General features: G+C 68.7%; 14 protein-coding genes. 3 read left to right on the top strand and 11 right to left on the bottom strand.

Annotation, left to right across the window (positions count from 1 at the left end; all coding sequences use genetic code 11):
• The first annotated feature begins 10 nt into the window (after window positions 1-10).
• Complete coding sequence (locus QSK35_RS22280) at window positions 11-1,354, top strand: type VII secretion protein EccB (protein ID WP_285749221.1); 1,344 nt, start codon at window positions 11-13, stop codon at window positions 1,352-1,354.
• Between the two features lie 46 nt (window positions 1,355-1,400).
• Here QSK35_RS22280 and QSK35_RS22285 read toward each other — a convergent pair whose 3' ends face one another.
• From QSK35_RS22285 to QSK35_RS22310, 6 genes are all read right to left on the bottom strand, one after another.
• Window positions 1,401-3,002: a helix-turn-helix domain-containing protein gene (locus QSK35_RS22285; RefSeq protein ID WP_285749223.1), complete on the bottom strand. Its 1,602-nt coding sequence runs from the start codon at window positions 3,000-3,002 to the stop codon at window positions 1,401-1,403.
• Window positions 2,999-4,261 (bottom strand): MFS transporter, encoded by a 1,263-nt coding sequence (locus tag QSK35_RS22290; protein WP_285749460.1) that lies wholly within the window; start codon window positions 4,259-4,261, stop codon window positions 2,999-3,001. Before QSK35_RS22290 ends, QSK35_RS22285 begins: the two co-directional genes overlap by 4 nt.
• A gap of 51 nt (window positions 4,262-4,312) precedes the next feature.
• Entirely contained in the window at window positions 4,313-5,050 is a 738-nt protein-coding gene (locus QSK35_RS22295; RefSeq protein ID WP_285749226.1) for a 3-hydroxybutyrate dehydrogenase, read from the bottom strand.
• 302 nt (window positions 5,051-5,352) lie between these two features.
• Entirely contained in the window at window positions 5,353-6,366 is a 1,014-nt protein-coding gene (locus QSK35_RS22300) for an LCP family protein (RefSeq protein WP_285749228.1), read from the bottom strand.
• Window positions 6,367-6,442: 76 nt separating this feature from the next.
• The gene (locus QSK35_RS22305; RefSeq protein ID WP_285749230.1) at window positions 6,443-6,829 is read right to left on the bottom strand and encodes a DUF3037 domain-containing protein; all 387 of its coding nucleotides are present in this window, start codon (window positions 6,827-6,829) and stop codon (window positions 6,443-6,445) included.
• Window positions 6,813-7,586, bottom strand: coding sequence for a HipA family kinase (locus QSK35_RS22310; protein WP_285749232.1), 774 nt, complete (start codon window positions 7,584-7,586; stop codon window positions 6,813-6,815). Before QSK35_RS22310 ends, QSK35_RS22305 begins: the two co-directional genes overlap by 17 nt.
• Before the next feature lie 291 nt (window positions 7,587-7,877).
• Here QSK35_RS22310 and QSK35_RS22315 point away from each other — a divergent pair, with 291 nt between their 5' ends.
• Window positions 7,878-8,000 (top strand): hypothetical protein, encoded by a 123-nt coding sequence (locus QSK35_RS22315; protein ID WP_285749234.1) that lies wholly within the window; start codon window positions 7,878-7,880, stop codon window positions 7,998-8,000.
• On the opposite strand, the gene QSK35_RS22320 is transcribed toward QSK35_RS22315, so the two are convergent.
• The 5 genes from QSK35_RS22320 to QSK35_RS22340 form a co-directional block, all read right to left on the bottom strand.
• Window positions 7,976-8,251 (bottom strand): SRPBCC domain-containing protein, encoded by a 276-nt coding sequence (locus tag QSK35_RS22320; RefSeq protein ID WP_285749236.1) that lies wholly within the window; start codon window positions 8,249-8,251, stop codon window positions 7,976-7,978. The genes QSK35_RS22315 and QSK35_RS22320 overlap by 25 nt on opposite strands.
• A gap of 196 nt (window positions 8,252-8,447) precedes the next feature.
• The gene (locus QSK35_RS22325) at window positions 8,448-8,753 is read right to left on the bottom strand and encodes an ArsR/SmtB family transcription factor (RefSeq protein ID WP_285749238.1); all 306 of its coding nucleotides are present in this window, start codon (window positions 8,751-8,753) and stop codon (window positions 8,448-8,450) included.
• Between the two features lie 17 nt (window positions 8,754-8,770).
• The gene (locus QSK35_RS22330) at window positions 8,771-9,508 is read right to left on the bottom strand and encodes an SGNH/GDSL hydrolase family protein (protein ID WP_285749240.1); all 738 of its coding nucleotides are present in this window, start codon (window positions 9,506-9,508) and stop codon (window positions 8,771-8,773) included.
• A gap of 40 nt (window positions 9,509-9,548) precedes the next feature.
• Window positions 9,549-10,610, bottom strand: a complete 1,062-nt coding sequence (locus QSK35_RS22335) for a lactonase family protein (protein WP_285749243.1) — start codon at window positions 10,608-10,610, stop codon at window positions 9,549-9,551.
• 147 nt (window positions 10,611-10,757) lie between these two features.
• Window positions 10,758-11,579: a PPK2 family polyphosphate kinase gene (locus QSK35_RS22340; protein WP_285749245.1), complete on the bottom strand. Its 822-nt coding sequence runs from the start codon at window positions 11,577-11,579 to the stop codon at window positions 10,758-10,760.
• 140 nt (window positions 11,580-11,719) lie between these two features.
• Here QSK35_RS22340 and rocD point away from each other — a divergent pair, with 140 nt between their 5' ends.
• Window positions 11,720-12,946 (top strand): ornithine--oxo-acid transaminase, encoded by a 1,227-nt coding sequence (gene rocD / locus QSK35_RS22345; protein WP_285749247.1) that lies wholly within the window; start codon window positions 11,720-11,722, stop codon window positions 12,944-12,946.
• Window positions 12,947-12,949: the final 3 nt, after the last annotated feature.

Raw genomic sequence — 12,949 nt, forward strand, 5'->3', positions numbered from 1 at the left:
CTTGCCCCTCATGCGTGTCGCGTCCACTTCGGACAGCTACCTCGACCACTTCCACCGCGCCCGGTTCTCGGGAGTGGCCGTCACGATCATCGGTCTGACCGCCGGACTGACATTGACCCTGTCGAGTCAGTCGGTCGCGTTGCCTGCCTCGGGTATCGCGATCAACGAGCAGACCGGTGCCGTGTACCTGGTGTCGGACGGCGCGCTGACGCCCACGTTCAACGTGGCGTCGGCGCGTCTTCTGCTGGCACGCAAGGAACTCGAGACCAGTCACAGCGTTTCGCGCAGCGAACCCGCTGCCGAGCCGGTGCTGGTCTCGGATGCCACCATTCGCGGCGCCCGCCTGACCACCGGGCGCCGCACCGGCATTCCGGATGCGCCGGACATGTTGCCCACCAAGGAACAACGCCTCGACTCCGCGCACGCCGCGTGGGGACTGTGTGAAGCCGAGGGCCGCACAACCGTTCTGGCCGGCCTGGATGGCCGCAAGCCGGAGCTGGGCATCCCGCTCGGCGACGACGAGGTGCTGCTGGTGCACGGGCCGGACCTCGCCGATCAGTTGGTGTACCGGCAGGGCGGCAAGGTGGTCCGGGCCCGCGTGAGTCGCGGCGTTCGGTCGGCGTGGAACCTCACGGGCACCGCGTCGCGCAACGTAGGCGCCGCGTTGTTGGACCTCATCCCCGAAGTGCCCGAACTGTCGGTGCCGCCCGCCGACGATGTGTTCCGAACTGACGACTTCAACGGTCGCGAGCGGTACTGGGTTGTTGCTGGCGGCGATACGCATCGCGTCACCGAGGCCGTGGCCCAGCTGATTTCGCGGTCCGTTCCGTCGCGGTTGACCATCACTGATGGCGTCGGGGACTGGGCTGACACCGCTCACTACCCGGATCTGCCGCCGCGGCCCGCTCTCGATACCGACAAGGTGTGCGTTGAGTGGACTCGGACCGGGGCCAATGTGTACACCGGTGCCGCGCCCTCGCTCGGGGTGCGCGTCGACATGCCTGGCGCTCAGGATTTCGTGATGCCGGCCGGGCGGGCCGCGGTTGTCCGCAATGGACGGTTTGGCGCCATCACGCTGGTCACCGACCACGGCGTCGCGCACACCGTGCCGAACCTGCTTACGGCCCAGGTGCTCGGGCTGGCGGAGCCGGACGAGAACCGCATCCCCGAGGCCCCCGCCGCTTTGCTGAAGCTCTTGCCTACCGGAACTCAACTCGACATCTCGAAGGCGTCGTGCAGCTATGACGTCGGACGTGAACCCGCGGCGTCCACGCCTCCGGTCGCACTTCCGGTGTCACAACGGGTCATCGCTCGCACCCCAAGGGAACGCCGCGCCCCCTCGTCGCAGTGCTAGCGAACGTGACGTTTGGGGACATAGAAGTACCCATACGCCACGTTCGCTAGCCGAGCACCTTCAGCAGCCGCAACGCCAACTGGACCTCTAGCAAGCGTTCCGGCGACTGCCAGTCCTCCCCCAGCAGCGCGGCGACCCGGTCCAGCCGCTGCACCACGGTGTTGACGTGCACGTGCAGTCCTTCACGCGCCTTGCTCAGGTTCGCCCCGCAGGCGAAGTAGACCTGCAACGTGTGCACGAGCTCCGTCCCACGTCGCGCGTCGTAGTCCAGCAGGGGCCCAAGCACCGACCGCACATACCCGGACACGTCGGCCCGATCCCCGAGCAACACCCCGACGAACCCGAGATCGGCCATCACGGCCCCGGACTTCTCCCGCCCCAGCAACAACAACGCCCGCAGACACCGCCTCGCCTCATCGAACGCAGACGCAACCGCAGCGGGCCCGAGCACCGGACCGGCACCACCGACGGTCGCCCCCAAACAGGAAGACGCATCCGACACCACAGCAGAGGCGGAAGCACCGGGCACCACGAGCACCACGTCCGAGCCCCAGACACCAGCCAGCCCACGGTGCACGGCCGCGTAATGGGTGGCCGCAGCCAAAGACCCATCGGTGACCAGCACGACCTGCGAATCGGTCAGCTCCACCCCGATCCGCCGAGCCCGCGCGATCAGCCCAAAAGCGTCGCGCCCGTTCAAAATGTCGGCGATCAGTTCCCCGCGCACCTTGTTCTCAGCCTCAGCGACGGTGCGCCGCAACAACAACAGCAGCGCGGTCACGACACTGGCCCGCTCGAACAACCGGCGGTCGGCGTCATCGAGGTCGGCGCGCTCCAGCACCAGACTCCCGAGCAACTCGCGGCCGGCCAGGACCGCGCACACCCACGATCCGTCCCACTGCACGGCGCGGCCGCTCATCCGGGACCGGCTGACGGCCGCCGGAGGCGGTGCGCCACCGGAGAAGTCGGCACGCGCGAGCGCGACGCCTTCCTCGTCGTGCACGGCGATCCCGCCGCCCAGCAGTTCGGCGACGGCGCCCGCGACGGAGGCCGCGTCACCCCCGCGCAGCACCAGATCCGTGAGGCGGTCGTGTGCCTCCGACGCGCGCTGCATGGCAGCGTTGTTCGAGCGGATCTTCTCGAACAGGGAGGCGGTCTCGATCGCGATGGCCGCGTGGTCGGCCAGCGACGACAGCAGCGCGACCTCCTCGGGAGGGAACTCGCGCGGTGAGCGGTCCGCCGCGTACAGGACGCCGATGACCTGGTCGCTCAGCTTCAGCGGCACGCCCAGGATCGCGACCAGGCCCTCCGAGCGCACGGCCGAGTCGATCGGTCTCGTGTGGTTGAACCGGGCGTCGGCCATGTAGTCCGATGTGGCGTACGGCTGGGCGGTCTGTGCGACCAGGCCACCCAGTCCCTCGCCCAGCCCCAGCCGGACCTGCTGGAACTCTCGGGAGATCGACCCGTCCGTCACCCGCATGTAGGTGCCGGACGGGTCGTTCATCGACAGGTAGGAGATGTCCGCGTGCAGCAGCGAGCGGGCGCGGCGCACGATCGAGTGCAGCACCGCCTCCGGGTCGCGCATGCCCGCGAGTTCCGACGCCGTCTCGAACAGCGCCGCCAACTCGGCCTCACGTCGCCGGGTCATGCCCCCATGCTGACACGCTCCTCGTGTTCCAGGTCAACACCTTGGGTCTCGCGGGACAGCGTCACCGCGATCGTCGTCAGCACCGCCATCAGCGCCACGTAGACCGACACGGGCACCGCACTGTGGAACGTCGCCAGCAGCCACACCGCGATGAACGGCGCCAGCGCGCCGGCCACGATCGACGCCAGCTGGTACCCGACCGACGCGCCGGAGTAGCGCACGCGGGTGCCGAACAGCTCGGAGAAGAACGCGGCCTGCGGCCCGTACATCGCCGCATGCAGCACCAGGCCGACGGTCACCGCCAGCGTCACCAGCGCGAAGGACTTGGTGTCCAGCAACAGGAAGAACACGAACGTCCACAGGCCGGTGCCGACCGCGCCGAACAGGTACACCTTGCGCCGGCCGAGGCGGTCGGACAGCGTCCCCCAGGACACGATCGCCACGAGGTGGATCGCCGACGCGATCAGCAGGGCGTTGAGCCCGACCGACTTGGACAGCTTCAGCGTGCCGGTGATGTAGGTGAGGCTGAAGACGGTGATCACGTAGTACGTCACGTTCTCCGCGAGCCGCGCGCCGATCGCGACCAGCAGCTCACGCCAGTGACGGCGCACCACCTCGACGATCGGCGCCTTCTCCCCCGCCACCGCGTTCGCCTGTGCCGCCAGGAAGATCGGCGACTCGGCGACGGTCAGCCTGATCCACAGACCGATCCCCACGAGAATTCCGGACAGCAGGAACGGGATCCGCCAGCCCCACGAGAGGAAGGCCTCGTCGGTCTGCACCGCGGCGAGGATCGCCAGGACCGCGGTCGCGAGCAGGTTGCCCGTCGGCACACCGGCCTGCGGCCACGACGTCCAGAACCCGCGCCGCCGCGCGTCACCGTGTTCGGACACGATGAGCACCGCGCCACCCCACTCGCCGCCGAGCGCGAAGCCCTGCACGAGGCGCAGCAACGTGAGCAGGATCGGCGCGCCGATGCCGATCGTCGCGTACGTCGGGAGCAGGCCCATCGCGAAGGTCGCGGTGCCCATCAGCAACAGGCTCAGCACCAGGAGCTTCTTGCGGCCCAGGCGATCGCCGAAGTGGCCGAACACCACGCCGCCCAGCGGTCGCGCGATGAAGCCGAGGCCGTAGCTGGCGAACGCGATCAGCGTGCCGATCAACGGGTCCGCGGCGGGGAAGAAGAGCTTGTTGAACACCAGCGCCGCGGCTGATCCGTAAAGGAAGAAGTCATACCACTCAACGGTTGTGCCGATCATCGAAGCGCCGACGATCCGTTTGATCGATGCCACCGACTCCTCCTCTGGAATCTATTGGGCGGTCCAGCCGCCGTCGATCGACAGCGACGTGCCGGTCACGAAACCGGCGTCACACAGCCAAAGCACGGCGTCCGCGACCTCGGACGGCTCGATCAGCCGCTTGATCGCCTCACGCCGCAGGAAGATCTCGTCGAGCACCTCGGACTCCGCGAGCCCGTGCAGCCGCGCCTGGTCGGCGACCTGGTTCTCCACCAGCGGGGTGCGCACGTAGCCGGGCGCGACGCAGTTCGACGTCACGCCGTGCGGCGCGCCCTCCAGGGCGGCGGCCTTGCTGAACCCCTCGACGGCGTGCTTGGCCGCGGTGTAGGCGGACTTGAACGCGCTGGCGCGGTGCCCGTGCACGCTGGAGATGTGGATCAGCCGTCCCCAGCCGCGCGCGTACATGTGCGGCAGGACGTGCTTGGTCAGCAGGAACGCGGCGGTCACCATGACCTGCTGCATCCGCTGGAACCGTTCGAGCGGGAACTCGTGGATCGGCGCCACGTGCTGCAGGCCGGCGTTGTTGACCAGGATGTCGACCTCGCGCGGCAGGACGGCCGGGTCGAACTCGGACAGGTCGACGATGTGCGCGGTGCCGCCGATCTCCTCGGCGACCTGTCGCGCCGCGTCGCCGTTGAGGTCGACGACGTGGACCTTGGCGCCCTTCGCGGCGAGCGCGCGGGCGCAGGCGCGGCCGATTCCGCTGCCCGCCCCGGTGACCATGGCGGTGTGACCTACGACACTCGTCATGGGATCAACGCTAGGAGAATCCCCACACGGGCGACATGTGTCATGACCACACACCGGGCCCTGACCACATGTGTTTAGCCAACAGTTAGCCGACAGACTTGCGCCGTACGGAATAACGGCAGGGCTGGCGGGGTAGAGAGGGGTAAGCTCCCCGTCACTCGAACGGGGGAAGATCTTTTAGAGGGGGAACCACCGATGTCGCTCACGCCCATATACGACGACCTCCTGCGCGAGCTCGAGGAGATCGCACAGGAGGCCGGTCTGACGGCGGCCACGGAGAACCCGCAGCCAGCCCAAAAGGACTAGTTCGCGGCGAGCAACTCCGCCGGGACGGGCTGGTCCTTGGCCAGCGCGTCGAACAGCGCGGACGCCTTTTCCTTGTTCCACTGCACGACCGAGCCGGCGCCCGGAACCGTGGGCGTGCCACCGACGGGGACGGTCCCGGTGACCGCGTCACTCATGTTGAGCCCCATCGACACGAGGTTGTGCAGGTGGTCGTCCTGCCCGACGGACACCGAGTCCGTCGCGGCGAACATCAGCGGCACCGAGCGGAACGGGTTGAGCAGCGTCCCAGGGCTCTTGACCTTGGTCGCGAGCGCCGACAGGAACTTCCGCTGGTTCTGCACGCGCTGCAGGTCGGCGGTGGCGAACGCGCGCGTCCGCACAAAGCCGAGCGCCTTCGCGCCGTCGAGCTCCTGGCAGCCGGCGGGCAGGTCGATACCGGCCTTGGGGTCCTTGATCGGCTCCTCGAGGCACATGTCGACGCCGCCGACGGCGTCCACGATGCCGGCGAACCCGCCGAACCCGATCTCCATGTAGTGGTCGATGTGCAGGCCGGTGGCGCCCTCGACCGTCTGCACCAGCAGCTTCGGCCCGCCGAACGCGTACGCCGCGTTGATCTTGTTGCGGTCGTTGCCCGGAATCGGCACGTACGAGTCGCGCGGCACGGAGATCAGCGACGGCTTCGCAGCGCTGTTGTCCGGGAGGTGCAGCAGCATGATCGTGTCGGTGCGCCGACCGGCCGCGTCACCGGTGGCCAGCGCGTCCTTCTGCTCCTGCGACAGGTCGTCCCGCGCGTCCGAGCCGACCAGCAGCCACGTGGTGCCCGGAGTGTCGGCCGGACGGCCCTCGTAGTCGGTCAGCGCGTCGATTCTGCGCAACGAGGAGTCGACGTAGATCCACATCGCACCCGCACCCACCAGCAGCACGAGCAGCAGAACCAGGAGCACGCGCCCGGTCTTCCGCTTCTTCCTGCGCGCCGGCGGCATCGGACGCCGCTGTTGTTGCTGGTAACCGTGGTGGTACCCAGCGCTCATATCTCGCCAACCCCGATCTCGTTCGTCGCTTACGACTTGCATAGGTGGACGCAACAAAGGTCTGGAGGTTGCGAACCTACCTGTCGAGCAGGACGAGCGTGCGATGGAGTCGGTTCAGTTCTTTTGCCGGGTCGTCGGTGAGTCCAGTGTGCGCGGGCGAGGTCTGGACCGTGGTGCTGCGCGGTGCCGTCAACCAGCGAAAACGCTGTCCCAGCGAGGTGTCCGACACCGGCCCCGCCGCCTTGTCGCCATCGCAGGCAAGGCCGAGCTGGTCCAGGCTGGCCTCCAGCAGTTCGACGTCGAAATCGGGGTCGAGCGCCCGGAGCCGATCACCGTCCACATGGGTCTTGGCGCACAGGAAGTTCAGGTCGGCGCAGTACACGATGACGCCGACGTTCATGAACTCCCCGCGCTCCTGCCGCGGCACGGCCCGCAGCAGCGCGTACTCAAACACGTGCGACACGCGCCGCCTCCACAGCCTCGACCCATTCGCGGTGGGCCAAACGATAGGCGAAGAACTCCGCGTACCGCGCACGCACCTGGTCCGGTTCGCCGTCCGGCTCCAGCCACTCGTCCGGAATGAGCTCGAGCACTTCCGCGATCAGGTCGGGCGTGATCTCCTTGCTGAGGGTTTTGTCCACTTCGGACAGACTGTTCGCGTTGGGCAGCATCGTGTGGTCGGCCGCGTCGAACCGGAAGTCCTTGGTGGCTGGGCGTTCCGGGCTCCACGAGTGGTGGAAGTAGAGCGCCGCGCCGTGGTCGATGAGCCACGGCTCGCGGTGCCACAGCAGCATGTTCGGGTTGCGCCAGCTGCGGTCGACGTTGAGCGTCAACGCGTCCAGCCACAACGTCCGCGTCGCCAGCTCGGCGCCGGGGTCGCGCACGATCGGGTTGAAGTCGAAGCTGCCGGGCAGGTAGTCGATGCCGAGGTTGAGCCCGGCGCTGGCCCGGATGAGTTCCTGCACCTCCTGGTCCGGCTCCGCCCGCGCCAGCTCGGGGTCGAGGTCGACGAGCACGATCTCGGGCACCCGGAAGCCGAGCCGCCTGGCCAGCTCGCCGACGATGATCTCGGCGATGAGCGCCTTCACGCCCTGGCCGGCGCCGCGGAACTTCAGCACGTACATGCCGAGGTCGTCGGCTTCGATCAGGCCCGGCAGCGAGCCACCTTCCCGGAACGGGGTCACGTACCGCGTGGCAGTGACCCTGCGCAGCTGTGTCACGCCCGCATGATCACACGGGTATGGCCCTACAGCCGAACGGAATTCCGGCCGGGCGAACCTCCCGCCCCGACGCGGACCACCGGGAATTGTCAGACCCTCCGGATACCGTCCGGGACATGACACAGATCCATTACGTCAGCGGCGACGCAACCAGCCCCCGAGGCCGCGAGTGGTACCGGGACCGCGCCACCAACGACTTCAAGCTCGGCGCCGCCCATCCACTACGACGCGGTCCGCGACTCCCTGCGCTGCCTCGCGGGACATGCCCGCGAACTTCGGGCGAGCGTCCACATGCCCAGAATCGGCTGCGGCTTGGCAGGCGGCGAATGGGACCGGATCGAACCCCTCATCACCAGCGAGCTCGTCGACCACGACATCCCGGTCACCGTCTACGACACGAACACCGCCGCGTAGCCCGCCAGAATCGAGCCCCACCCGCCTTCGCCGCCCACACCGCGACGCACATCCTCGGGCTTCGTGACGTGTCGTTCGAAACCGCGGTGCACCAACTCGACCCGAGTCCGCCCACCCGCCAGATCGACGAACCGCACCTCGACCTCGCTGGCATGCGCGGGATCCGGGTCGTACTCCCAGTCGCCGTTGAGGTGCCACGCCAGCAACACCCGCGCGGGCGGCTCCCACTCCAGAACCGAACCCAGGAGCACTCGGCCCCGTCAACACCGACCTCGTACCACCGGCCACCGGCGAACGGCTCGACCACCACGTCGGCGAGCTCGGCCGCGCCGATGTGGTGCCCGCTGGGCCACCACGACAACCACCGAGCGGTGAACACCTCGAACGCCCGCTCCCGCGAGGCGTTGACGGTCACCGACCGCGTCACCTCGGTGCTCAACGTCTCCGTCACTGCTCCTCCTCGACCACTCGCGCGAAGTTCTCCAGCGCCCGGCCCCATAGGTCGTCCATGTAGTCGCGCATGGCGCGCACGCCGGCCGGGTCGACGCTGTACACGTTCCGCGTGCCGACCGACGACGAACGCACCAGGCGCGCCTCGCGGAGAACCTTCAGGTGCTGGGACACCGCGGGCCTGCTGACCGGCAACGAAGCGGCCAGCTCGCCGACCGACAGCGGCCCGGCGGCAAGCCGTTCGAAGATCAGCTGTCGCGTCGGGTCGCCTAGCGCGGTGAACGCTGCTTGGTAAGTCCCCACGAACGGTAAGTCTAAACTTACGAAGTGGCTGCCGTCAAGGCCTCGAAGTAGCCCTGCTGGCCCTTCCTGTTCGGGTGGTAGGAGTTGGCGACCGGCCGCGTCAGGCCGTTGATCCACGGATCGGCCGCGCACACCCCGTGGCCCGCGAAGACGGTCCGGCCGTCGACGTAGACCGCACCCGCCGCCGCGGCCCGCGCGGCGGTGACCTCGCTCAACCGGTCGGCGGCACCGTTGAGCGCGGCCCGCTTGGCCGCGTTGAGCGCGGGACAGCGCGGGGTGTTCTCGAACAGCCGCGGGTAGCCGACGACGACCAGCTTCGCTCGCGGCGCGCGTTCCCTGATCGCCGCGTAGGTCGTGTCCAGCCGCGGTGGCAGTCCGGAGCCGACGAACTCCACCGCCTTGGCGACCGCCTTCAGGCAGGACCTCTCACCGTTGAGCACGCACGTCGTCATCACGTCGGTGAAGCCGAGATCGTTGCCGCCGACGGTGATCGTGACCAGCGTCGTCGCCGGCGTCAGCTCCCCGACCTGGTTGGCGATCACGTCCGCGGTCGTCGCCCCGGTGCACGCGGCGAAGCGGAACGACGGGAAGGCCTTGCCGTACAAGGCGGGATAGGCGTTCTCGGTGCGGCGGCACTCGCCGTGTGTGCCGCCCGCGCCCACCCCGGACGCGTACGAGTCGCCCAAAGCAACGTATTCGGGTGCGACCGGGGTGAGCAGGGCGCCCACGAGCACTGCGGCGGCGAAGAGTGTCATACCGCCGGAGTACCACTGTGGACAGAGGCGTTGAAGAGGGTTAACCCAGTCGGGTGGGCTGCACGCAGACCGGGATCGGCGTGGACAGCGGCGTCCCCGCGGGCGTCAACCTGCCGGTCGCACGGTCGACGCTGAACGACGTGACCAGGTTCGAGTTCTGGTTGGCCGCGAAGAGGAATCGCCCGGACGGGTCGAGCGTGATGTGCCGCGGGAACTTGCCGCCGGTCGGGGTCGTCTCGACGAGCTTCAGGCCGGCGCCGTCGACGGCGAACACGGCGACGCTGTCGTGACCGCGGTTGGACAGGTACACGAACCGGCCGTCCTGCGACACCAGCACCTCGGCCGGGTAGTTGCGCACCCCACCCGCGGGCGCGGTCTTGAGGACCTGGCCGGGTGTGAGCTTGCCGTTGTCGTAGGCGCTCACGACGATCGTCGAGTCGAGCTCGTTGGCGATGTAGGCGGTCTTGCCGTTCGGGTGGAACGCGAGGTGGCGCGGCCCGGCGCCGGGCTTGAGCTTGGCCGTGTTCACCAACGTCAGCTTGCCCTGCGCGCTGAGCGTGTAGCTGAAGACGGCGTCCGCGCCGAGGTCCACGGCGAGCAGGTGCTTCCCGTGCGGGTCGAACACGACCTGGTGCGCGTGCGGGCCCTTCTGGCGGTCCGGGTCCGGGCCGGATCCCTTGTGCTTCACCAGGTGCGTGCGCGCGCCGAGGCCGCCGTCCGGGCGGATCGGGAACACGCTGAGGCTGCCGCTGGAGTAGTCGGCGGTGACCAGGAACCGGCCGCTCGGGTCGATCGCGAGGTGACACGGGTCCGCGCCGCCGGTCACCTGCTTGTTGATCACCTTCAGCGTCTGGGCGTTGATCGCGGTGACACCGCCGTCGGACGTCTCGTTGACGGCGTAGAGGAACCTGCCGTCGCGCGACTCCTCGACCCACGAGGGGTTCACGACGCCCTTGATCACGCCGGTGGACTTCAGCTGGCCGTTAGCCGGGTCGTACGTGCCGATGCCGACGCCCTGCGCGCCACCGCTCCACGTCGTGTAAGCACCGAAGAACACCCGCTTCGTCGCCTTCGGTGTCGCCTCGGCGATCTCTCCGGTCATCAGCAGCCCCGCTCCAACACCCACGGCCCCCAGGAACCGTCGCCGGTCAACCACCACGTTCCGCACCTCCGCTGCACTAGTCCGCGGCCGGTGCCCACACTGGCCTAGACCACTGCGCGATGGCAAGAGGCGCAACAGTTATTGCGTCTAGCGCAACGGATCTCGATTGAGGAGCGCGTCCTTCTGGGCGTCGCGGTCGAAGTCCGCGGGCGGGAACTTCGGGTCGAGGTCGCGCATGGTCTCCAGCAGCAGCCGGCCGACCGCCCAGTTCCGGTACCACTTGCGGTTCGCCGGGACGACGTACCAGGGCGTGACGGAACATGCCTTCAGCGCCGCCATATAGGCCGCCTGGTACTTCGACCACTGGGCGCGGGTCTCCAGGTCGGACGGGTTGTACTTCCACAGCTTCTCGGTGTCGTCCAGTCGCGCGAGCAGCCGTTCCTTCTGCACCTCCGGCGAGATGTGCAGGAAGCACTTGACCACCGTGACGCCCTGGCCGGCGAGCTCCTGCTCGAACGCGTTGATCTCGCGGTAGCGGGCGCGCGTCTCGGCGGCGGTGATGAGCCCGAGGACCTTGGGCACCAGGACGTCCTCGTAGTGCGAACGGTCGAACACGCCGATGTTCCCCATGGGCGGCAGGACCTTGCGGACGCGCCACAGGAAGTGATGCCTGCGTTCGGTGGCGGTCGGTTTCTTGAACGACGCGATGCGCACGCCCTGCGGGTTCACCAGCCCGACGACGTGCCGGATGGTGCCGCCCTTGCCGGACGTGTCGAGGCCCTGCAGTACCAGAAGTACCGCACGGCTCTGCTCGGCGTAGAGCGCGTCCTGCAGGTCGTCGAGCTCGGCGCCGGTGTCCTCCAGGTCGGCCGCGGCCTCCTTCTTGCTCTTCGGGCCGACCGGGCGGGCGCCGGGGTCGATGAGTTCGCCCTGGAATCGGAGCACTTCACGAACCGACTTCTTCGCCATCAACGCAGAGTAGCGAAGCGCCGTCTAGTCCGCCGGTTGCGCAATAATCAGCCACGGATCAGTGAATCTGTGCAACAAACAGAGGCAATGCGCAACGTCCGACGGATGAAATCGCTGGTGCCTGCCCTTAGCCTTGTGGCATGACCCTCACCGCTGACCACAACACCCGCACCAGCGCTGACTTCGTCGCACTCGACGAGGAGTGGAGCACCCACAACTACCACCCGCTGCCGGTGGTCATCGAGTCGGGCGAGGGCTCGTGGGTCACCGATGTCGAGGGCCGCCGCTACCTGGACTTCCTGTCCGGCTACTCGTCCCTGAACTTCGGCCACCGCCACCCGGCGCTGGTCGCCGCCGCCGTGGACCAGCTGAACAAGGTGACGCTCACGTCCCGTGCGTTCCACCACGACCAGTTCGGCCTGTTCTGCCGCGAGCTCGCTGAGCTGACCGGCACCGAGATGGTGCTCGCGATGAACTCCGGCGCCGAGGCCGTCGAGTCCGCGATCAAGGTTGCCCGGAAGTGGGCCTACCGCGTGAAGGGCGTGCCGGAGGGTACTGCCGAGATCATCGTTGCCGGGTCCAACTTCCATGGTCGTACCACCACGATCGTGTCGTTCTCCACCGACGAGACCGCGCGCCAGGACTTCGGGCCGTTCACGCCTGGGTTCAAGGTCGTCAAGTACGGCTCGCTGGAGGAGATCGCCTCCGCCATCACCCCGCGCACCGCCGCCGTGCTGCTGGAGCCGATCCAGGGCGAGGCCGGTGTCGTCGTGCCGCCCGCCGGCTACCTCGCGGGCGTGCGCCGCCTGTGCGACGAGCACGACGTGCTGATGATCGCCGACGAGATCCAGTCCGGTCTCGCGCGCACCGGCAAGCTGTTCGCGCTGGACCACGAGGGTGTGCGCGCGGACCTGTACACGCTGGGCAAGGCGCTGGGCGGCGGCATCATGCCGGTGTCCGCGGTCGTCGGCAACCGCGCCGTGCTGGGCGTGCTGCAGCCGGGCGAGCACGGCTCCACGTTCGGCGGCAACCCGCTGGCCTGCGCGATCGGCCGGGCCGTCGTGCGGCTGCTGGAGACCGGCGAGTTCCAGGAGCGGTCCGAGGCTCTCGGGGCGTACCTGCACGGGCGGCTCGGGTCGCTCATCGGGCACGGGGTCGCCGAGGTGCGCGGTCGCGGGCTGTGGGCCGGCGTCGAGATCGCGCCCGGCGGGCCGGTCGGGCGCGCGGCCTCCGAGGCGCTGGCCGCTCGTGGCGTGCTGTGCAAGGAGACGCAGGCGACCACGCTGCGCGTCGCTCCCCCGCTGGTGATCACGCGGGACGAGATCGACCTGGGCGTGGACGCGATCGCGGCGGTCCTCGGCCGCTAGTGC

Origin of the sequence: Lentzea sp. NBRC 105346, assembly GCF_030269605.1 — a bacterium.
GTDB lineage: Bacteria > Actinomycetota > Actinomycetes > Mycobacteriales > Pseudonocardiaceae > Lentzea.

Coding starts and splice junctions, on each gene's coding strand:
- QSK35_RS22340 (WP_285749245.1), bottom strand. CDS start 11,579: ATGGCGAAGAAGTCGGTTCGTGAAGTGCTCCGATTCCAGGGCGAACTC.
- QSK35_RS22300 (WP_285749228.1), bottom strand. CDS start 6,366: ATGAGCGCTGGGTACCACCACGGTTACCAGCAACAACAGCGGCGTCCG.
- rocD (WP_285749247.1), top strand. CDS start 11,720: ATGACCCTCACCGCTGACCACAACACCCGCACCAGCGCTGACTTCGTC.
- QSK35_RS22295 (WP_285749226.1), bottom strand. CDS start 5,050: ATGACGAGTGTCGTAGGTCACACCGCCATGGTCACCGGGGCGGGCAGC.
- QSK35_RS22315 (WP_285749234.1), top strand. CDS start 7,878: ATGCCCAGAATCGGCTGCGGCTTGGCAGGCGGCGAATGGGACCGGATC.
- QSK35_RS22285 (WP_285749223.1), bottom strand. CDS start 3,002: ATGACCCGGCGACGTGAGGCCGAGTTGGCGGCGCTGTTCGAGACGGCG.
- QSK35_RS22290 (WP_285749460.1), bottom strand. CDS start 4,261: ATGATCGGCACAACCGTTGAGTGGTATGACTTCTTCCTTTACGGATCA.
- QSK35_RS22335 (WP_285749243.1), bottom strand. CDS start 10,610: ATGACCGGAGAGATCGCCGAGGCGACACCGAAGGCGACGAAGCGGGTG.
- QSK35_RS22280 (WP_285749221.1), top strand. CDS start 11: ATGCGTGTCGCGTCCACTTCGGACAGCTACCTCGACCACTTCCACCGC.
- QSK35_RS22330 (WP_285749240.1), bottom strand. CDS start 9,508: ATGACACTCTTCGCCGCCGCAGTGCTCGTGGGCGCCCTGCTCACCCCG.